The organism is Paenibacillus flagellatus, from assembly GCF_003217775.1.
Classification (GTDB): Bacteria; Bacillota; Bacilli; order Paenibacillales; family NBRC-103111; genus Paenibacillus_AB; species Paenibacillus_AB flagellatus.
This window is the reverse complement of record NZ_QJVJ01000010.1, coordinates 193,383-214,759: the sequence shown is the minus strand read 5'-3', so window position 1 is coordinate 214,759 and position 21,377 is coordinate 193,383. Positions and strand designations below refer to the sequence as shown.

At 62.6% G+C, this 21,377-nt stretch carries 16 protein-coding genes; 2 read left to right on the top strand and 14 right to left on the bottom strand.

From position 1 onward, the window contains the following. Positions 1 to 34: 34 nt before the first annotated feature. The 4 genes from DLM86_RS22130 to DLM86_RS22115 all read right to left on the bottom strand — a co-directional run bounded on the left by DLM86_RS22130 (position 35) and on the right by DLM86_RS22115 (position 3,837). Positions 35 to 1,411, bottom strand: a complete 1,377-nt coding sequence (locus tag DLM86_RS22130; RefSeq protein WP_110842247.1) for a sensor histidine kinase — start codon at positions 1,409 to 1,411, stop codon at positions 35 to 37. Beyond that, complete coding sequence (locus DLM86_RS22125; protein ID WP_110842246.1) at positions 1,408 to 2,088, bottom strand: response regulator transcription factor; 681 nt, start codon at positions 2,086 to 2,088, stop codon at positions 1,408 to 1,410. Before DLM86_RS22125 ends, DLM86_RS22130 begins: the two co-directional genes overlap by 4 nt. Before the next feature lie 403 nt (positions 2,089 to 2,491). Beyond that, positions 2,492 to 2,716 (bottom strand): helix-turn-helix domain-containing protein, encoded by a 225-nt coding sequence (locus DLM86_RS22120; RefSeq protein ID WP_138877617.1) that lies wholly within the window; start codon positions 2,714 to 2,716, stop codon positions 2,492 to 2,494. Between the two features lie 266 nt (positions 2,717 to 2,982). Further along, complete coding sequence (locus tag DLM86_RS22115; RefSeq protein WP_110842244.1) at positions 2,983 to 3,837, bottom strand: LysR family transcriptional regulator; 855 nt, start codon at positions 3,835 to 3,837, stop codon at positions 2,983 to 2,985. 162 nt (positions 3,838 to 3,999) lie between these two features. Between DLM86_RS22115 and DLM86_RS22110 the strand changes: the two genes are divergently transcribed. Together DLM86_RS22110 and DLM86_RS22105 are read left to right on the top strand one after the other, a co-directional pair. Beyond that, positions 4,000 to 4,341 (top strand): DMT family transporter, encoded by a 342-nt coding sequence (locus DLM86_RS22110; RefSeq protein WP_110842243.1) that lies wholly within the window; start codon positions 4,000 to 4,002, stop codon positions 4,339 to 4,341. Then, positions 4,341 to 4,655, top strand: coding sequence for a DMT family transporter (locus tag DLM86_RS22105; protein WP_110842242.1), 315 nt, complete (start codon positions 4,341 to 4,343; stop codon positions 4,653 to 4,655). Before DLM86_RS22110 ends, DLM86_RS22105 begins: the two co-directional genes overlap by 1 nt. Before the next feature lie 66 nt (positions 4,656 to 4,721). Here DLM86_RS22105 and DLM86_RS22100 read toward each other — a convergent pair whose 3' ends face one another. The 10 genes from DLM86_RS22100 to DLM86_RS22055 form a co-directional block, all read right to left on the bottom strand. Then, positions 4,722 to 5,618: a hypothetical protein gene (locus tag DLM86_RS22100; protein ID WP_110842241.1), complete on the bottom strand. Its 897-nt coding sequence runs from the start codon at positions 5,616 to 5,618 to the stop codon at positions 4,722 to 4,724. A 147-nt stretch (positions 5,619 to 5,765) separates the two neighbouring features. Further along, positions 5,766 to 7,466: a hypothetical protein gene (locus DLM86_RS22095; protein ID WP_110842240.1), complete on the bottom strand. Its 1,701-nt coding sequence runs from the start codon at positions 7,464 to 7,466 to the stop codon at positions 5,766 to 5,768. Between the two features lie 53 nt (positions 7,467 to 7,519). After that, entirely contained in the window at positions 7,520 to 12,931 is a 5,412-nt protein-coding gene (locus DLM86_RS22090) for a CBM96 family carbohydrate-binding protein (RefSeq protein ID WP_211326569.1), read from the bottom strand. 66 nt (positions 12,932 to 12,997) lie between these two features. Next, entirely contained in the window at positions 12,998 to 13,135 is a 138-nt protein-coding gene (locus tag DLM86_RS32165; RefSeq protein WP_158289615.1) for a hypothetical protein, read from the bottom strand. A gap of 89 nt (positions 13,136 to 13,224) precedes the next feature. Beyond that, complete coding sequence (locus DLM86_RS22085; protein WP_110842239.1) at positions 13,225 to 14,889, bottom strand: type 2 periplasmic-binding domain-containing protein; 1,665 nt, start codon at positions 14,887 to 14,889, stop codon at positions 13,225 to 13,227. A 43-nt stretch (positions 14,890 to 14,932) separates the two neighbouring features. After that, positions 14,933 to 15,808: a carbohydrate ABC transporter permease gene (locus DLM86_RS22080; protein WP_110842238.1), complete on the bottom strand. Its 876-nt coding sequence runs from the start codon at positions 15,806 to 15,808 to the stop codon at positions 14,933 to 14,935. 16 nt (positions 15,809 to 15,824) lie between these two features. Further along, a complete protein-coding gene (locus DLM86_RS22075; protein WP_110842237.1) occupies positions 15,825 to 16,793 on the bottom strand; it encodes an ABC transporter permease in 969 nt (322 codons plus the stop codon). Positions 16,794 to 17,060: 267 nt separating this feature from the next. Then, on the bottom strand, positions 17,061 to 18,593 hold the full coding sequence (locus tag DLM86_RS22070; protein ID WP_110842236.1) for a response regulator: 1,533 nt from the start codon (positions 18,591 to 18,593) through the stop codon (positions 17,061 to 17,063). Positions 18,594 to 18,614: 21 nt separating this feature from the next. Beyond that, positions 18,615 to 20,372, bottom strand: a complete 1,758-nt coding sequence (locus DLM86_RS22065) for a cache domain-containing sensor histidine kinase (RefSeq protein WP_146250270.1) — start codon at positions 20,370 to 20,372, stop codon at positions 18,615 to 18,617. 158 nt (positions 20,373 to 20,530) lie between these two features. Next, entirely contained in the window at positions 20,531 to 21,319 is a 789-nt protein-coding gene (locus DLM86_RS22055) for a YhcN/YlaJ family sporulation lipoprotein (RefSeq protein ID WP_158289614.1), read from the bottom strand. Positions 21,320 to 21,377 lie beyond the last annotated feature (58 nt).

The following is a 21,377-nucleotide window of genomic DNA, read 5'->3' as shown; positions in this document are numbered from 1 at the left end:
AGGATAGGAATGTGAACGGACGATGAACGGAGCATTACGATCGGGGCAATCGGACGGTGAACGTCGTGCCTGCGCCGGGCTCGCTGTCGACGCGGATCGTGCCGCGGTGCAGCTCCACGATTTTTCGGGCGATCGACAAGCCCAGGCCGCTTCCGGATCGCGAGCGGTTTCTCGCTTTGTCCGCCTTGTAAAACCGTTCGAACACGTGCGGCAAGTCGGCGGCGGGAATGCCGATGCCCGTATCCTCGACCGTCACGGTTACGGCATCGTCCACGGTCAGCCGGATGCGGATCGTTCCCCCCGGACGGGAAAATTTGATGGCGTTCGTCATCAGGTTCAACCATACTTGCACGAGCAGCTCCGGATCGGCCGTGACGACGATTTCCGGCAAGTCCGGCTCGAGGGACAGCCCTTTGTCCGTCCACTGCCATTCGGTCATGAGCAGCACATGACGGATCTGCTCGTCCAGCCGGAACGCGGTCCGCTTCACCGCGTTCGTCTCTTTGTCCAAGGAGGCGAGTGTCAGCAGCTGGCGGCTCAAGCCGGACAGCCGTTTGCTTTCCTCTTCGACGATTTCCAAATACCGCCGCGCCTCTTCGGGCGATACGGCGTTATCGAGAATCGTCCGGGCGAAGCCTTGGATCGACGTCAGCGGCGACCCGATCTCGTGCGAGACGTTCGCGACGAATTCCTGCCTCATGTCGTCCAGCCGCTTGAGCGACTGCGCCATTTGCGAGAAATGACGCGCCAAATTGCCGATTTCGTCCCGCCGCGACACGTCCAGCCCGATGTCGTACCTCCCCTCGATAATCGTCCGGGTCGCTTCCGTCAGCGTCCGGACCGGCTTGACGATATGACGCGTGAAGATGACGATGAAGCCGATGCTGAACGCGAACGCGGAGCCGAGCAGCACCGCCAGCAGGATGCGCACTTCGCCGATCTGCTGCTCCAGATCCGGCCGGACGAACAGCGCGTAAGCGCGCCCTTCCGCATGGACGGGCAGGCCGACCGTATTCGCGATGCTGTTCTCGAAATAACCGGATACGTTCAGCAGTCGGCGTTGCTCCGTCAGCCCGTCATACGTGTCTCCCGCCAATACCCGGCGCGCCTGCTCCGGGTCGAACCGGTCGTGCTTGAACGGCGAGCCGTACATTCGGCCTTTCAGCCGGTCGTCGACGACATAGAGCTGAAAGCCCAAGCTGCCGATCCGGTTCAGCTGCCCGTTCCATTCCGCCTCGGGAACGCCCTCGAGGAGCTCGCGGATCTCTTTCGCCATCTTCATCACTTTTTGCTCGCTGTACCCCTTCAGCTTGTTCGTGTAATAGACGTTGACGACGAGCAGCGCCAGCAGCCCGCTCAACAGGGAGATGCCGATGAAGGTCAGGGCGATGCGGACGTACAGCGATCTCACCGTTCCGGCACCTCCAGCTTGTAGCCGAGCCCGCGCACCGTCGTGATGACGAAATCGTCGGTTTCGTCGGCAAACCGCTCCCGCAACCGTTTGATATGGACGTCGACCGTCCGGCTGCCGCCTTCGTAATCGTTGCCCCATAAAAGCTGAAGGAGCTGTTCCCTCGTAAAAATGCGTCCCGGCTGGCTCGCCAGCTGCGCCAGCAGCTCGAATTCCTTGAGCGGAATGACATGGGTCTTCCCGCCGATTCTCACCTCGTAGCCGGTTCGGTCGATAATCGTGCCGTTCAGGCGAATGACGTCCGCCGACACCATCCGGTATCGACGCAGGAGCGCCTTCGCCCGGAACAGCAGCTCCTTCGGCTCGAACGGCTTGACGACGTAATCGTCCGTACCGGACGAATACCCCTTCTCCTTGTCGCGCAGCTCCGCCTTGGCCGTTAGAAGCATGACGGGAATATCGTAGTCCCGGCGTATGTCCTCGCACAGCTCCCAGCCGTCTTTCGCCGGCATCATGACGTCGACGATCGCCAGATGGACCGTCTCGCTCTCCAAGATGCGTGTCGCTTGCTCGCCGTCCTCCGCCTCGTAAACGACGTAGCCTTCCTTTTCGAACAAAAACCGAAGCAGCTCCCGAACGTGCGGATCGTCGTCCGCGACGAGCAGATGCGTTCTCATGACCGTTCCCCTTCCCGTAGCCGCGTTGTCCCCCCCATTGTAGGCGAACGGATCGGGGAAGTAAACGCAAAGAAAAAACCTCCCCGCCGCCGCACGGAGTGCGGGGGTTGCGGGAAGGTTGCAGCCTTTCGAGAATGCCCCCCTTTCAGCCTTACTGGATAAGCATGCTACAACTGGGCATCGATTTCATGATAAGAGCCGGGTGCAAGGTCGACTTTGAAACCATGCGATGTTCGTTTGAAAAATAAAACAAGCGATGTCCGGAACTCCGGCATCGCTTGTTTTTTGGCTATCTACGGGAAAGCTCCATTTGATCAAAATTCCTTTAAAAGAAAAAACCCCCTCGCTGCCGCTGGATCGCGGATTCGGCGAGAAGGCCGGTTTATGCCGGGTTCGGCAAACGTCAGATTTTCAACTCCCCAAGCTTGATCAGCTCGACAACCGCCTGCGATCGACCTTTCACGTTCAGCTTCTGCATCACGTTAGAGATATGGTTTCGCACGGTCTTTTCGCTGATGAACAGCTGACCAGCGATGTCTTTTGTCGTTTTGTCTTGGACGAGCAGTTCAAAAACTTCGCGCTCACGATTGGTCAGAAGAAATTTGTTTTTGTGGTCGTTGCCCTTCAATATCGCCACCCCTCCTTGCTTGGGTTTTGTATATGTTACAAGGTGTAGGGATACAGTCAAAGTTATGATATGAGCGGGGCGGTTTCTTGGTGCGGTGGCGGCGTTAAAATGGGCGGCGGACGAAGCGGGGCGTGCGATTGGACGAGGACGCGGAAGCATCGGGAACAACGAAGCGAAATGCGCGCGCTGCCTCCTATCCTTCGTTCTCCCCGGCGAGGGACGGCGCAGCTGACGCCGGCCGCCCCCCATTCCAGAACCTTTCAGGACTACAGCCCGCGCGACCGGACCATGACCGCAAACGCGGCGAACGCCCGGTTCGGCAGCGGGTCGTCTCGGCGAATCAGACTCGTTTCCGCATACCGGAACTTCTCGGGCAGCGGATACGCGATAAGCCCGTCGTAAGCGCCGGTCAGCACCGACTTCGGCTGCACCGTGCAGGCAAGCCCGGCCTTGACGCTGTTCAGAAGCGTCTCCAGCGACCCGATCTCGATTTTGTTCCGGAACGGAACGCCCTCCTCCCGAAGCCATCGCTCCAGTACGCCACGGAACGGACAGCCGACCGGCGAAACGGCCCAACGGACGTTCGCCAAATCCGGGGGTTCCGTCGGGTCGCCGCCGGACAAGAGGACGATTTCATCCCGCTCCATGTATTCGCGAACGATTTTCGGCGAGTCGACGTCCCCCGTTACGAAGGCGCCGTCCAGCCGGCGGTCCAGCACTTGCGCCAACAGCTCCGACGAAGTGCCGGTCACGAGCGAAAGCGAAACGTCGGGATACCGGGTTTGAAACTCGGCCAACGCGTTCATGAAATTGCCGCATGTAACCGTTTCGACGACGCCGACGGCGAGCGGGCCGCTCGGGACATCCGTCTCCTTGACCGCGTTCGCGGCCTCCTCCGACAGCTTCACGATAAGCACCGCATACTCGCGGAACGCTTTTCCTTTCTCGGTCAGCTCGACTCCTTTCGGATGCCGGCGAAACAGCGGAACGCCCAGCTCGCTTTCCAGCTTGCGGATGCGGGCCGTCACGTTCGACTGCACGTATTCGAGCCGCTCCGCGGCGCGCGAGATGCTGCCTTCCTCCGCCACCGCGGCGAATACCTTCAAATCGGTCAATTCCATCGATACCCCTCCTGTAGTGCCGCGAATCGATCAAGCCTATCGATTTTCGTGATATCCCTATCAATATCTATCATTATACGATATGGATCGATTGCCGTATATTAGGATCGATGGACGCTTTGCGCCCGTATCTCACAAGTGGGGGAAGAAGGTGGCATCGGCATGAAGAAGGAATGGTGGCTGCTCCTGATCGGGGGCGTTTTCGAGGCCGTCTGGGTATCCGGACTGAAGCATGCGTCCGCATGGTGGGAATGGCTCGGCACGGTTGCTTTGATATTGGCCAGCTTTAAAGTATTGATCGATGCGGCCGCCAAGCTGCCGGTCGGAACGGTGTACGCCGTGTTTGCGGGATTGGGGACGGCCGCTACGGTCGTTACGGAAATCGTCGTATACGGCGAGCCGGTTCATCCGCTCAAGCTGCTGTTCATCTCGACGCTGGCGGCGGGCGTGATCGGGTTGAAGCTCGTTACGGCGGACGGGGACGCGAAGGGGGGCGAGGCGTAATGGCTTGGATCGCTCTCGTGGCGGCGGGCTTGTTCGAGGTGCTCGGCGTGCTCGCCATCAAACGGGTGACGACGTTCCGCGACCCGAAGTCGTACGCCCTGCTCGCCGTCGCTTTCCTGTCGAGCTTTTCGCTGCTCACGCTGGCGATGGGCCGGATCTCGATGGGAACGTCCTACGCGGTATGGACCGGCATCGGCACGGCAGGCGGCACCCTGCTCGGGATGTTCGCCTTCGGCGAGCCGAAGGAGTGGAGGCGCGTCTTCTGCATCGGTCTTATCGCCGCGTCGGCGATCGGACTGAAGATCGTATCCTAGTCCAAAATCAAGAACGGCAGGCCGGAACGGCGGAATTCCTTCCGCGTCCCGAACCCGCCGTTTTCGTCAAGGAGCCGTCAGTCGATGCTGGAGCATATCCGCGAGCCCTGCCGCTTGCTCCCATACGATCGGCCGCAGATGGCCGGACTGCACGGGCAGCCGATCGGCATCGCCGCGCTGCACCGTGCACACGACCGGCACGTCCAGGCCGAGCGCATAGCCCGCCGCCAAATACGCGTCAGGGCTCGCGCCGGACAAGTCGGCGATGAGCAGCTTGCTGTCGGCGATCGATTGCAGGGCGTCGTCGCCCAGCTTGCCGGTCGGGGTGTATTCGACGTAGCTCGGAAGAAAGCCGCACTGCTCGAGCCGGGGAAAGACCGTCTCCGCCCATTCTCCCCGCATCCCGTCGCGATGACGGACGACGACGGCGCACCGCTTCAGCCGTCTCCCTTCCGCCTTGGCGGCCGCTTCGCGCCACCCGCTCTCCGTCAGCCGGAACGCCGAGCCGGTACGCTCGATCAGCCGTTCGTCCCGCAGCTTCTCGATAATATGGACGAGCTCCTGCAGGTTAGGGGAATAGGTCAAATTGAAATGGTCGCCCAGCTGACGCAGGACGATCGTTTCGTTCGGCCCGCCCGAGCGCCGGTAAAAAAAGCGGAGCAGCTTGTCCGCCTTCGCTTCGACCGTTACCGGTACGCGCGGCGAGTTGCGGATCGTCTCCGCATCGTCAATGGACAGGCAAACCGGCTCGTCGCAATCGGTCAATTCCCGGATGTAGCCGGACAGGATCGGGAACAGGAGCTGCTTCGTCTGGACCGGCAGCGCGGCGTAAGCGTCGCAGCTGTCCGCGCGCAGCTTGTAGGAGCTTTCGGGCGCGCAGAGGCAGCCGACGAAGCGGTACGTCTCGCCCTTCGCCTGAACCGGTACGATCTTGCCGCAAAAGATGCACTGTTTCGTTTCCATCGCGTTTCGTCACCTCTTATCATGTAAGTTCGTACCGGAGCGGCGGGATAAGGGGGCAACGCGGCGAAGGAAAAGCTGGAACAAGCCGATCCCATCGGGGACCGGCTTGCGTTGCGTGTGGGGGCAAGGCGCCACCGCCACGGACGGCTACACGTCGTCGGGGCGCAGCGCGACGGACAAGGCCGCCACGCTTCCGCCTAGCGTGCAGCGGGCTTCGGCGCGGCCGTCGGCCGTTTCGCGGACGGCGGCGTCGGCCGGCGGAGCGCCGTCCATCGACAGCGCGAACACGAAGCCCGCTTTCGTCACGCGGCGCAGATCGATCGTCCGCCGCGGCCCGGCGTACATCGTCAAGTCGAGACCGATCGTGCCGTCGCCGGAACGGACCGTCTCCCAGCGCAGCGCCGGGGACGGCTGTCCCTCCTCGACGAACGCCGCATACAGCGAGCGGATGCGGATCGTCCGCGGTCCTATCCGGATCGAGACGGTGTCGCCGTCGACCGTGCAGCCGACGCCGTCGAGCCGACCGCCGACCTCGAACCGGAGGCGGAAATCGCCCGTCTCGAGCGTTCCCCCGGTTTTGTCCAGCACCGGATGCGTATGGCCGCCGTTCGTGAAGAAGCCGACGCCGAACAGCGCATCGCCTTCGTGCTGGACGCTCTCGAACAGCCCGGACGAAAAGTCGTAGCCGTCGCTCAAGCAGCGAAGATGCACGTAAACGGGCTCCCCGCCGTTGTCGATGTAGGCGAGCAGGTCGCGGCATTGGTTCCACGTAATTTCGCGGCTGAACGTGCCGAGCGAGTAGGACGGCGTCACGTGCGTCGTCGCCCATTTCCGTACGCCCTTCTTCTCGTCGTCGACGTACAGCTGCCGCACCGTCCGCGTGTCCGGCCGGAGGAAGTAGCCGATATAGTCGTCCGGGCAGCGAATGCCCGCCTTGTACCATTCGGCGGAATAGATCAGACGGTCGTCCGGCAGCAGTGCGACGGCCCCGTCCGTTCCGACCTGCAAAAACGACTTGACTTCGTCGCCGAGCAGCGTTTGGTAGCACCGGCTGTGCGGCCCGGACCATTGGCCCGTCGCCGGGTGGAAATGCTCGGCGACCATGCGCCACGTCAAGTCGAGCAGCTCGCCGGCCAGCTCCCGCGCCCGTTCGCTCCTCGTACCGGACGCGATCTTCGACAGCTCGACGATCGCCACGACCGCGTACGTCGGGCTGTTGTATTCCTGGAATGCGTTCAGCCGGCGGGTAAAGTCGGCGAACCGCTCCAGACGGGCCAAGCCGTACTCGGCATAATCGCCGCGTCCGTACAGCTCTCCGGCGAGCAGCGTGACGTACGAGCCCATGATGGCGATGTTCGTATACGACGGACCGACGTTCCGCTTGATGATGGCGTCGCACGCCCGGAAGATCGACCGCTTGACCGTCTCCGCCAGCTCCGCGGGTATCCGGTTTCCGTGCCGGGAGACGGCCTGCACGAGCAGCTTGCCGCAAAAGTCGGCCCAGTTCCAGTCGGGCGGCGACATCCGCTCGAGCGGCTCCTCGTAAAACCACGGCCATATGCCGTACGTGTCGCGCCCCGGGTCGGTATCCTGCAGCGAGACGACGTTCTCGATCACGCCGAACGCCCGCCGCTCGTATTCGGCCAGCCCCGTATCGAGCAGCGCGACGGCGTAGATCAGGTTCGGGTACGTCGCGTGGACGAACGGCACGCCGCGCAGCGTCGTATGATAGCCCGGACTGTGAAACGGCACGCGCAGCAGCCCGAGCTCCGGGTTGTACTCGTCTTCCCATCGGCGGACCCGCTCGAGCAGCAGCCGTTCGTGCGGAATCGGTCGAATTGCGTTCATGTTGCGTCTCTCTCCTTTGTCTTGGCGGCGGCCGGCTGGCCGCCGCATCGGGTTTACCGGCTGATTCGGACGACGCCCGAGAGCCCCGCTCCCGTTTGCCGGAACACGGGAATCGCGGACGTGTCGCTCCCTTTCCAGACGATCAGCGTCACGTTCCGGCCTTCGGCCATATAACGGACCGTATACGTCTCGCCTTCATAGGAAGCCCGGCCTTGGACGAAGGCGGCGGCGCCGGCGATAACGAGCCAATCGAACGTGCGGACCGTCAGATCCGCCCCTTTCGGCTCGGCGTGAATGCGCATCGCGCCGACCGGGGGACCGTTCCGCACGGCGGACGCGATGCCCGCCATGTGCACGTTGCGGGCGCCGCCGCCGAAGAAACGGTCCCCTTCGCCGGAGGCGAGCGGGAAGCTCCCGTACACGCCGGCCGCGCCGGGCGCGGCATCGGACACCGCGACGTCGGCCCGCGCCTCGGCCGGCGCATAGTACGCGTTCGGCAGCAGCCGCGCCGTCACCGCGTACAGCCCCGCCGGCAGCGCGACCGTCGCGGTCGCGGTCCCGCTCGCGTCGGTCGCCGCGTACACCGCCTGCGTCACCGTCGCGACGGGCGCGAGCGTCCCGTCCGGGCGCCACGCCGCCACGTCGAACGCGACGGGCAGGCCGCCGAGCGCGCCCGGCGCGCCGTCCGGCTGCTGCTCGACGCGCGCGGCCAGCGTCACGCCGCCGCCGGAGCCGGCGACCGCCTCCAGCGGCCCCGCGTACGCGAGCGCGGCCTGCTCCGGCGCGACGGCGAGCGCGGCGGCGCCCTCGCTGCCGCGGCGGTACGCGGCGTCGTCCTGCGCGTACGCGGCGCTAACCGCGTGCGGCGCCTCCGCGCCGACGGCGACGCGGTACGCGACCGACGCCGCGCCGCTCGCGTCCGTGACGGCGGCGCCGACGTCCGCGCCGTCGACTCGGAACGCCACCGCGGCGCCCGCGACGGGCGTGCCATCCGCTTCCGCGAGCACGGCGCGCAGCGCGACGTCGTCGCTGTACGCGCCGGACGCGTCCGCCACGGCGAGCGTCGTCGGCGCGTAGACGGCGAACGTCGCCGTCTTCTTCGCGACGTTGCCGGCGGCGTCCTCGGCGGTCGCGACGAGCGTGTGCGCGCCCTTCGCCGTCACCGGCGCGCCGGACGTCCACGGCTCGCCGTCCAGCGCGAGCGACGCCGTCCGGACGCCGCTGCCCGCGTCGTCGAACGCGACCGTCGGGACCGCTTCGCCCGTGTAGCTGCCGCCGTCCTCGACGCCGGCGATCGCGATAACCGGCGGCTCCGTATCCGCCGGGACGCCTTCGGTCAGCGACGCCTTGCCCCAATGGCCGCGGTTCGTCGCGTTCGAGCTCGTGCCGTTCCAGACCCACTGCCGCTTCCGGTTCGCCCCGTCCTCGCTGTCGTCGAAGCCGAAGTCGAACTTGAACTTCGTGCCGGCCGCGGGATCGATGTTGAGCGACTCCCACGGGATCGCCGCCTCGAGGACGTAGCCCGTGCCGTCGGCCTTCGGCTTCACGGCCATGTCGAGCGGCTTTTGCCGGCTCGAATTGAACCAGTGGGCGTACGGCTGGCCGTCGGTCAAGCCCGCGCTCAGGATGATTTGGCTGTCGAGGAACAGCAGATCGCCCTGCGACACGAGATCGTTCGGGCCGACGAACAGCTCGACGCCGTCGCCCTTCCACACGTTCTGGTTGCGGTACTGGTTTTTCATCGGCGTCGGATCGGTCACTTGCGCCGTCACGTACAGCTTCGCGTCGTCCCAGGCGAAGTAGTAATCGGCCTTCATCGCATCCCCGCCCGAGCCGCTCACCCGGTTCGCGACCGTCAGCGTCGCGGGGGACGCCGTCGCCGGGAACCCGTTCACCTCGCCGTCGATCGGGATCGGAGACGCGGTGCGCGGGATGTCGATCGTCTGGTTGCCCGGCTCTCTCGGCGCATCGCCGAAATCGTGGTAGAACGGCGGCCGTTCGCCGAGCGCGACGCTGTATATGTCGTGGTTCGTCGCCATGACGCCTTCGAGAAACGTCTTGTACGGACGGTCCGCCACGTTGACGAGGCCGAAGTTGTATTTCTCGCCGTTAAACCCTTCCGACCACCGGCCCGTCGCCGCCTGGTCCAAGTAGGTGAACCAATGCGAGCCGACGACGAAGCCGAGCGAGGCGGCGCCTTCGACGTAGTTGCGGTACCGGAGCGCGCGCTCGGTCTGGTTCTCGACGAGAATCGGCGCCGTCAGCCCTTGCTCCTTCGTGCCGAAGCCCCATTCCGTCAGCATGACCGGCTTGCCGCCGGACGCTTCGTTCACGTGGCGGAGCATCGTTTTGTCGAGGTTTTTGGCGTAATGGTTAATGCTGATGACGTCCATGTACTTGCCCGCCGCTTCGGCCAGGAAGCCGCGCAGCTTCGCGTTGTTCGTCGGCGTCGTCAGCCACCGGTCCCCGAGCAGCAGATGGTTCGGGTCGTACTTGCGGAAGACGCGGGCGATCGTGCCGTAAAACGTATCCAAATATTGTTTCAGAAACGATTCGATATCCGTCTGCGCCTGCTGCGTATCGATGAACAGCGGAGAGTCGTCCATGTCGGCGAAGCTCGCGAACGACGCGTTCCAGGCGGCGTTGAACGCCGCGACCGTGCCGTACTTCTCCTCCAGCATGTCGACCAGCGCCCGCTTCACGGCCGCCTCGCTCGCCTTCAGCTTCGGCACCTTCGCGATAAATTCGTGGTAGTGATATTCATTGCCTAGGAAATAACCGATGATTTTCTTGTTGTCTTTGTTCGGCGGAAGCACGCGGGAGAAGGCCTCGTCCAGCTTCTGCTCCGCCCCCTCGGCGAAAATATCGAATATTTTCAGCCCCGGCACCTTCGCCCATTCCATGTCGTTCAACGGCAGGAACGGCACATACGGAACGCCGAACTCGACGGCCGAAGGGGTCGGCGACCAGCCGCCCGCGCTGTTGAACCCCCATTTGCGCAGCCGGTTCAGGCTGTCCTCGTAAAACGAGCGGGAATTGTAGGGCGCGCCGTACTTCTTGATCCGGTTGGCCAAATAAAACGAGAAATAGTCCTTCGAATTCAGAAACGCCGACTTGTATTCGCCGTTGTACGCCGGCAGCCATTCGAACACGTGCTCGCGGCCGGTCACCTTCGTATACGAATCGTTCGGCTGAATGCCGTTGACGCCGACGCTGAAAAACGCGTTGCCGTCCGGCGTCGCCATGACGGTGCGGCCGTCCGCGGTTTTCTGGACGCTATAGAAGCCGGTCGCCGCAAGGCCGTACGCCGCCGAGCTGTTCTTCAAGCCCCCGTATTCGTCCCAATCCGGCGCCTGGATGCCGCCGTAATAGGCGGCGTCCGCCGCGACGTCGTCGACGAGCTGCTGCTCGCTCGTCACCTTCTCGGGGAATGAGGCGGCGATGACTTGGCCGAACTTGTCGACGATCAGATCGGCCGTCGAGTAGTACGTGTACGTCTTGACCGCGCTCGGCTCCATGCCGGGCTTCGCCGCGTACGCGTCCAGCGCCGTGAACTGCGACAGCGACAGCGGTGCCGTATACAGCTTGAATTCGGTATCGGACGCCGTCTTGTAGTAAATTTGCGCGTCCGGCGTCGCGCTCGACAGCGTCACCGCGAGCGGCTCGTCCCCGATCGTACCCGTGGGCGGCGTCGCTTCGACGGTAGCGACGTTCTTGTTCAGCGTCACCTTGGACACCTGCGGCGTCCACGCCTTGTCCGCCCCTTTCACCTCGATCTTCAAGTAATGCGTCCCTGCCGGCAGCGCGAAGCTTTCATAGACGAACGGCTGCCAGTTGGCGACCGGCTTGCCGCTCGGGAAGACGGAAGGCGCGATCTCGGTATACGTTGTGCCGTCCGGCGAAGCGTAGAACGCGTGATGGTCGACCGCGTATCCGGTCAGGAAGTAGCTGCTCACCGCGAACGACCGGAGCTCGTACGGCGTCTTGTAGATCAGAACGCCCGGCGCCGTCGTGTTGCGCGTCATCCGCTTCGTATCCCCGCCGAAGTATGGCGCGTCGGCCGTCTCGATGCGGGCGTTGGAACGTTCGTGGACGAGGCTGAAGTTGTCGAGCGGATCGGTCAGGCCGACCGGTACGCCCGCGTCCGCCTTCGTCACCTTCAGAAACGCCGCCGCCGCCCCCGACTCCTTCGCGTTCAAATACGTTCCGCCGTCGGTCGCGTTCACGATGGCGAGCGATACGGCGTTTTGTCCGCCCCATTTTTGCCCTTTCACGTAATCCGATACGTCGAACTCGAGCCAGCCCGGCTCCTCGTAAGGCAGGACGACCTCGTCGAGCTCGGTGCCGGCCGGAATCGGCTTCGGCAGCGGCTTCGTGTTGTACGTCAGCGTCGACTCCGTCCAGCCGGCCGACGTGCCGTACGCGCGCAGCTTGGCCGCGGCAAGCGAAGGATCTTGCGCGAAGCCGTACACGTGCAGCGTCACCCGGTCGATATGATCGTCAAGCGCGGACAGATCGAACTTGAAATACGCTTCGCGGTTGCGCAGCGCCTTGACGAACAGCGGGGCGGCCGCGCCGAAGTTGGCGTCCGGCGAGCCGGAATCGACCGTCGCGTCCTCGGAGACGGGAACGAGCACGTCGTCCGCCCGCTTCGCGATATAGCGGAACGTGCCCGTATGGCTCGTCGCGCCTTCGGCGTCGCCGAGCGACGCGTACGCCTTCACCGCGACCGCGCCGTCGATCGGGATCGGCGCCGTGTACGCGGTCCGCGTCGGCGACGTGCGCGGATCGGTGCCGTCCGTCGTGTAGTAGACGGCCGCGGACACCGTCGCGGACGTCAGCGCGAGCGGCGTCCCGGCCTCGACGATGCCGGGCGGGACGCTCGGGACGACGGACGCCGGGCCGTTCAGCACGACTTTGCCGATCGCGGGCGACTTGACGATGAGCCCGCCGCGAAATTGGATTTTCAAATAATGGGTATCGGGCGGCAGCGTCGTCAGCTCGTAGGCGAACGCGTTCGGATAGCCGCCCAGGTCGATCGCCTGCGGCGTGACCGGTTGATAGGCGGCCCCGTCGGCCGAGACGAAAAACGCCATATGCTCGTACGGCTTGCCGGAGGGATTGAAGTAAGCGCTTACGGAAAACGAGCGAATGGCGAAGTCCGTCTTGTAGACGAAGCTCTCGTTCGCCGCCGCGCTGCGCTGCACGCGGCTCGGATCGGACGTGCCGCCGGCGGACGTCTGGAACGTCAGCGTAGGCGAATGCGAAAACGTTTTACTCCAGTCGTTCAGGTCGTCGACGAGAACCTCGTTCCCGGTCGACACGTCCGCCGCGGTTGACGTCGCGGCTTCGCCGTCTGCCGACTCGAGTCCGTCCGCCCTTGCGGTTGCCCCGATGCCGGGCAGCAGCGTCGACAGAAGCATCGTACCCAGACAGAGCAGCAGTGCCGGTTTGCGAAATGTCATTACGTAGCCCTCCTTGCCATTATTTATTGTTCGGATGCGAATAGTCGGCTATAAAGACGAACGGCGCTAACGGATCGAAGCGAACGTGTGCCGTGCCTTGCTTGCCGTATCGTGCCGTGTCATGCCGGTCTTATTCTCGTACGCCGCGATCGTCTGTGCATCGTCCGTTCCGTCTCCCGCCGACGCCGCATCCGACGGCTTCATGCCGACCGTCCTTGCGGAGCGGCCGGCATGTCGGCTTCGTCGTTATCGTTCCTGGCTGCGGCCAAGCTTCGTTCCTTGTCGAACCGCCGTTACTTGGCCGCCTGCTGCTGCTTCAGCACGTCGTAAATGTCCTTGGCCAAAAACGCGCTGCTGCGGTCTTTCTCCCACCAGCTGGCGAACCAATCCTCGATTTTTTTGCCTTCGCCTTTGTTCCACGTCTCCTGCGCTTCCTTGATCGCCTGCGCCGGCGTGTAGTCTTTGCCGCCCACGACCGCCTTCACGAGCAGATCGTCGATCGGCTTCGTCAAGTTCGTCGAGATCGTATCGATCTCTTTGGGCAGCTGCGGCATATGCTCCGGGTGCGTAATTTCGACGTAGGGCTTGTTCGTGTCCAGATACAGCTCCAACGTTTTTTTGTAAATGTCGAGCCCTTCCTTCTGAATCGGCACCGACGGATCGAACGACGCTTCGGTCGTTCCGCATTTTTTGTCCAAAATGATGGAGGACATCATCGTATAGTCGGTCGTCCAGTTCACTTCGTTTTTCGACTTCTCGGCGTCGATCCGCTCCGGGCAGCCGTTCTTGCCCGTCTTCCAATGCTCGCCCTCGATGCCCCAGCGCAGCGTGTTGACGGTATCTTGGCGGACGAGGAAATCGATGAACTTGACGACGGCGTCCGGATTTTTGGCCTGCGCGTTGACGAAGGCCGTCGCCTGCACCGGGTTCGTGAACGCCGGGTTGAATTCGCCGGCCGGGCTTTTCGGGTACGGGATCGGCGTAATTTTCGCATCCGGGACGTTTTTCTTCAGCGTCGCCAAGTCGTTGTTGACGAACGTCGTCCACGCGACCTGAATCGGGTAAATGCCGATTTTGCCGTTGACGAAGTCCTGCTTCGCCTTCGCGCCGTTTTTGTCGTTCAAGTAGTCGCGGTCGACGATGCCTTCCTCGAACAGCCGCTTCTTGAATTCGGCCACCGCCTGGAAGTTGTCCCAGTTGCGCGTCAGCTTGCCGTCCTTGACGACCCATCGGGTCGCCTGGAATATTTGGTCGACGACTTGGCCGGATTGGAAGCTGATGGCCATGCCGTACGTGTCCTTTTGCCCGTTGCCGTCCGGATCCTGCTCGCGGAACGCCTTGGCCACCTGGTACAGCTCCTCGGTCGTCTTCGGCACCTGCAGGTTCAGCTTCTTCAGCCAGTCCTCGCGGATGAACAGCGCATGGATCGGCGTCACCTCGTTCAGCCGGGCGAATTCGTACAGCTTGCCGTCGGCCTTCATGCCGACTTTTTTGAGCGCCGGGTACTGCTCGAGCATTTTTTTGTATTCGGTGCTGTGCTTCTCGATCAGGTCGCCGATCGGCATCATTTGCTTCTGGTCGTAGATCGGGTTTTTGATATGCGGCGCGTATTCGAAAATGAGATCGGGCGCGCTCGACGAGGCGAACAGCACGTTCAGCTTTTGCTGCGACTCCCAGCGCGGCACGGCGACGAACTTGACGTTGGCCGGCCCTTTCTCGTTCAGCCATTTCGTCCAGCGGTTTTCCTCGACCGTCCCTTCGCTCTTCGGCACGAGGCCGCGCTCGTAGACGGTGACGGAGATGTCTTTTTTGACCGCCGGCTTCGGCCCCGCGTCCGTACCGGCTCCTTGCGCCGGCTCCTCCTTCCGGTCGCCCGAGCACGCCGTCAGCAGCGCGCCGACCGATACGACGGCGACGACCGCGGGCAGCGCCCATCGTTTCATCGTTTTCCCTTCCATCGATGTCCCCCTCCTAATTTTCCCCCAAAAAGTGAAGTGTTGCTTACCCCTTGATGGCGCCGATCATGACGCCCTTGACGAAATATTTTTGCAGGAACGGGTAGACGACCAGCATCGGAATAATGAGCGCCATAATGCCCGCCGCCTTGATTCCTTCCGGCGTGATCGCGGACAGGTCGTCGGATTGCACGCTCGTCAGCTCCTGCAGCAGCGATTGCTTCTTGATCATTTGCTGGACGAGCACGGTCAAGTTGTATTTGTCCGTGTCGTTGATGTAGATGAGCACGTTCATGAACGAATTCCAGAAGCCGACGCCGTAGAACAGCGTCAGCGTGGCAAGCACCGGCAGCGACAGCGGCAGCATGATTTGCGCCATCAGCCGCCATTCGCCGCAGCCGTCCATGCGCGCCGCCTCGTCGATCTCGTCCGGCACGTTCTCGAAAAACGTGCGCAGCACGAGCAGGTTGTACGTATTGATCAGCGCCGGCAGCCAGATGGCGCCGTACGTGTTGATCAGCCCGAGCTCCTTGATGACGAGATACGACGGGATGAGCCCGCCCGAGAACATCATCGTGAACACCATCGCGAGCAAAAACGGCCGCCTGCCGATAAAATACCGCCTCGACAGCGGATACGCCGCCAAAATCGTGAACGTCATCGACGCCGCCACGCCGACGATCGTAATGACGATGCTGTTGCGGAACGCCTCCACGATGCGGGTCCCTTCGAACAGCGCGGTGTACGACTCGAGCGTCCATCCGACGGGCCAGAGCGACACGTGCCCGGACATGACGGCGTGGGCGTCGCTCAGCGACAGCGCGACGATGTGCACGATCGGCAGCAGACAGCTCATGGCGAGCGCGAACAAGACGAAATAGTTGCAGCCGTAAAACACTTTTTCCCCGAACGTCGATTTCATCCCGATGCCCCTCCCGTCACCATAAGCCTTGATTGAACCGGCGCGCGATCGCGTTCGCCCCGAGGACGAGCACGAAGCCGACCAAGCTTTCGAACAAGCCCATGGCGGTCGTCAAGCTGAACTGCGCGCGCTGGATGCCGAACGTGTAAATGTACGTGCTGATGACGTTCGAGACGTCGGATACCGCTTCGTTCTGCAGGACGAACACATGGTCGAAGCCGACGTCCATCACTTTGCCGATGTTCAGGATGAGCAGCAAAATGACGGTCGGCGCGATGCCCGGAAGCGTAATGTGCCAAATTTGCCGCCACTTGTTGGCGCCGTCCATGTTCGCCGCCTCGTACAGATGCGGATCGATCGTCGTGAGCGCCGCCAAATAGATGATCGCGCTGAACCCCATCTCCTTCCAGATGCCCGAGCCGATGAAAATCGAGATCCACGGTACCGGCTCGTACAGAAACGGATACGGCTCGCCGAAGACGGCTTCGATCCACCGGTTGACCGTGCCCGAATCGAGCGAAAACAGCGAGACGACGATCCCCCCGATAATGACCCACGACAGGAAGTGCGGCAAGTACACGATCGTCTGCACCGACCGCTTGAACCACGACTTCCGCACCTCGTTCATCAGAATCGCCAGCACGATCGGTACCGGGAAGCCGACGACGAGGCCGAGCACGCTGAGCAGCAGCGTATTGCGGATAATGTTGACCGTTTGCGCCTGATTGAACAGCAGCTCGAAGTTGTCCCAGCCGACCCACGGGCTTCCGAACACGCCGTCGCCGAAGTTGTAATCCTTGAATGCGATGATCAGTCCGCCCATCGGCGCGTACCGGAACGTCAAGTAGTACGCGATCGCCGGCGCGAACATGACGAACAGCGGCAAGCTTCGTCTCCAATTGCGCTTGCGGCGCGCCTTGCCGGCTGCGGCATTCGGTTCTGTTGCGGCCATCGCCCCCATCCGATTCTGTTCCGCCGTTATCATAAGTTCCTCCCACCTCTTGCCCGCTTGCGGAGCAGCAGCGTTATGTTTGCCTTGCCCTTTTAGTGTAGGGCTTGGCGAACGGCGTCGCCTTGAATATCCGGTCGGAAATCTGTAATTTTTTGTCCGATGGGGGTGCGATATGAAGGAGAGGGAAAGAGCGAATCGAGCGGCGGTTCGTGCGAGGGGATGGCGGGCGGACGGGACCCGGGAGAGTTCCCGCCCGGGCGCCATACTCCCGAAGAGTGTTTGGGCTGCGGATGTGAAGGCTTACTTGCACATTTTGCGAAACTCGGTCGGCGACACGTTTTGCGTCCGGTTGAAGACGTTCGTGAAATAGTTCGGGTCGTCGTAGCCGACGGCGGCGGCGATTTCGAACACCTTCATGTCGGTGTTGCACAGCATCATCTTCGCCTTCTCCATCCGCACCTTCGTCACGTAGTTCGTAAACGTTTCTCCCGTCTCTTTCTTGAACAGCTTGCTGAAGTAGGTGCCGCTCATATGGAACGTCTCCGCCGTCTCGGTCAAGCCGCACGGCTCCATGTAATGGCGGTCGAGCCATTCGATCGTCTTGGAAATGATGTTTTTGCTCTTGTCGGCCTGCCACGTCTGGAAGCGGTGCAGAAACCGGTCGGCCTGCTCGCGCGTCCAGCGGACCAGCTCCTCCGTCGCGGCGATCGCCTGCAGCGACTCGATCCGCTCCGACAAATCGAACGCGCCGCCCGTCTCCGCAAGCAGCTGATTCGCGGTCTGGTGGAGCGCGATCGCGAACGTGAGCGCATCGATCTTCGCGTCCTCGACCGAACTGCCGGCCAGCCCGGACACGATCGTCTCGATGTCGCGCGTCACTTGATCGAGCCGGCCGAGCACGATGCCGGTCGCGAGCCGCGTGTGCAGCTCCTTGATCTTCGCCTGGCTCGCCCAGTGCGGCAAGCCGGCGCTTCCCCCGGTCGCCTCCGCGGAAGGAGCTCCGGCCGCCGCCGTCTGGACCGCCGGACGGACGATCGGCGTGAGCCGCCCGAATGAGCCGCCCTCGTCGACTTCGACGTCGATGCCCAAGTAGTCGCGGATCGCGGCGCGGATCGCCTCGGACAGACCGTCCTCCGTCTCCCCGGCGTCGGTCAGAAGCGCGAACAGGTCGTGCTCGAGCGCCACGAGCCGGCAGCCGGACGATCGCGCTCCGGCTAGCTCGGTGACGATGTTGAACAGCGCGAACTGGAGCAGCTCCAGATCGCTCTCCCGGTACTGCTTGCCGGCCGGCAAATAATCGGCCACCCGGATCGTCCGCACCCGCTTGTCCGCATATTCGGCCCGCACCCGGCCGACGAGCCGCTCGTCGCAGGGAAGCCGCAGCAGCAGCGAGCGAAGCGCGTGCTCCTCCGTCGCCCGCCGGTCGGCCAGCGCCCGCTCCTTCGCAAGCTCGGCCTCGCGGAAATGGTCGTACGCCTTGCTCAGCACCTCGATCAGCACCTGCTCGTTGCACGGCTTCAGCAAAAAGTCGATGGCGCCGTACTTGAGCGCCGCCTGCGCATATTTGAAATCCTCGTAGCCGGTCAAAATGACGACGGCGATATCCCGCTTCCGCTCATGCACGTATTCCGCCAGCTGTATGCCGTCCATAAGCGGCATCCGGATATCGGTCAAGATCAGATGCGGCTCCAGCTCGTCCAGCAGCTTTACCGCCTCTCGGCCGTTTTCGGCCTCGCCGACAACCGTCCAGCCGAGCGAATGGTTTTCGATCATTTTGATCAAGCCTTTGCGGAAAACGGTCTGGTCTTCCACGATTAGCAGCTTTCCGATCATGTCGCTCCTCCTTGGCTGAAGTCAGGCGCTCTCCGGCGCCGCGAACGTTTCGAACGGCAGCCGCAGCACGACCGTCGTCCCTTCCCCCGGCACGCTCTCGATGTCGAGCCCGTACGGCTCCCCGTACGTCAGATCGATGCGCCGGACGACGCTGCGCAGTCCGATCGAAGGCTTCTCCCCGGCCCGCTCCGCTTCCCGGATGCGTCCGATTTGCTCGGCCGTCATGCCGCACCCGTTGTCGGCGATCGCGACGACGAGCATGTCGCCTTCCCTCGACGCCTCGATGACGAGCTTCTTGTCCGCCGCCCGGTCGCGGAACGCGTGCACGAACGCGTTTTCGACGACGGGCTGCAGGATGAGCCGCAGCACCGTGCAGTCGAGCGCTTCGTCGGCGGCGCGAATTTCGGCCTGGAATCGGTTTTCGACGAAAGCGGCCTGTATGTCCAAATAGTTGCGGATTTGCTGCAGCTCCTCCCGCAGCGTCGTCCGCTTGCTCACCCGCTCCAGCGAATATTTCAGCAGGCTTGACAGCGCGGAGACGAGGTTGGCCGATTCCATGTCGTTTTGCAGATAAAGCTTCCAGTAGAAGCCGTTCAGCGTATTGTACAAAAAATGCGGGTTGAGCTGCGCCTGCAGCGCCTTCATCTCCGCTTCGCGCTCGCTCAGCTGCCGCAAATACACTTCCTCGATCAGCGAGCGGACGTTGTCCGCCATCGCGTTGAAGCTTTCGCCGAGAAAGCCGAGCTCGTCCTTCGACCGGGGACGGACCCGCACGTCGAAATTGCCGCCGCGCATCATTCGCATCGCCTTGACGAGGTCTTTCATCGGCCGGAGCAGACGCCGGCTGAGCAGCGCGATCAGAACGCAGCTCAGGGCGATCGCCCCCAAGCCGGAGTACAAGCTGATGTTGAGCAAAATTTTGCTCTTCTCCTGAAACGCTTCCAGCGAGACGCGGCTCAACAGCGTAAACTGAAACATGGGCGACCGATGAAGCGCATACAAGTTCGTCCCGCCGTTTTCCCGCCGGATATAGACGGGCGGACTGTCGGCTTCCGGTACGGGTGCCGGACCCGAATCGCCTTGCTGGTACAGGGGAAGCCCTCGCTGCTCGTACAAATAGACGCGGCCGTCGCGGCCTTTCGCCAAATCGCGCAGAGGACCGGAGAATAGCGCTTCGTCTAGGATCATGACGAGGAGGCCGTACGTTTCGAGCGTTTTCCCTTTCTTCATCCAGCGCGAGGCGATGATGACGTTGTTCGATTTCCCTTCGTCCGACGGGCTGGGCAGCACCTTGCGCATCCAGATCAGCTGTCCGTTCGACGGACCGACGTTGCGCATCACGTCCCGGAACGCCTCGTCGTTCAGCCGTCCGATCGATTCGTCGATATGGCCGTAATAATAGTTCGTCCCCTGCAAATCGTAGAAGAGGACGGTTTTGATGACCGGCGCGTCGAGCTTTACCTGCCGGAGCAGGCTTTGCAGCTCGTCGTGCTCCAAGTAATCCTCGAACAGGTTGTCTCCCTTGTTCGTCATCAGCTTCGTGACGACCTTCTCGATGACGCTGTTGAACACGATGTAATTCGAGATCCGGTATATTTCCTGAATGCGCAGCTCCAGGTTCGCCATCGCCTGCTCGTTCGCCTTTGCATACTGATCGCTGTATTCCTCCTCGAACAGCTGCAGATGCGTCCGGTACGACAAATACCCCGTAATCGAGCACGAGAACAAAATAATGACGGACAAGCCGAGTATGAGCTTCGCGGACATGCTGATTTTCAACGGCGGCACCCTCCATCCGTCGTTCGACCGAAGGCGGCGATCGATCGTCGTTTGCTGTTACGTATTCCAGCCCCGTTTCGAAAATCCTTCCATGCGCCGCAAAAGAGAAGCCCCGATTCGGGAGATCGAATCGGGGCTTCGAACCGCAGCCGTCCGCGTTAAGGCGTAGCGGAGCCGGCCGTTCCGCCTTGGCCGCCCGCGGCCGCTCCGTCGGACGTTTTCGTCGTCAATCCGTCGGCGGCGTTGGACGTGTTCATGCGCGAACCGGACGCGTTAGCCGGGAACAGCCGCTGCACCATCGTATTGAATTCATGGATAAATCCCGATACCGGCTTGCCGGCGTTCAGCTGTTGGACGTACCCGTTGACGCGCCCTACGAAGTCGGGGTTCGCGGAGACGTACACGTTTTTGATATCGGGGCGCAGCGCCTGCACCCGGTCGGCGATTCTCGTCTTGACGTCGCCCTTCTCGATATCCTGTCCGTCTTTGGTCGACACGGCTACGTACGCGTTGTTGTTCGTCACGAGCACGTTCGCCGTCTGCACCGGATCGACGGCCGTCAGCTGGCTCGCGATATCTTGGGCGGATTGGACCGTGCTGTTGTTGTGGACGCCGTACGTTTCCGTACCGGTCGCCCCCGTCCGGTCGTGGTAGTCGCTCCACCGGTTGACGCCGTCCCGGTCGTAGCCGGTAGCGCCGTTATCGCGGTTCAAGCCTCTGCGCAAATCGTCGGCGTCGCGGATCAAATCCGGATCGTTCCCTCTGTAGCGGTCGAGACCGAGCCGCATGTCGTCCGTATTCCCCGTGCCGTATTGGTACGGCCGGTAATTGCTCGTCTTCGCCCCGTCATTTGTACCGCTGGATTCGTGCCGGGCATTGGTGCAGCCGGCCGCGGTTACGGCGACGAGCGAAGCGAGAACCGCCAGTCGAATCGTTTTCGCTGCCAATCGTCTCAGCTCCTGTCTTCAGTATGGGAATGGCCGAACACCGTTAGGATGCGCGGTC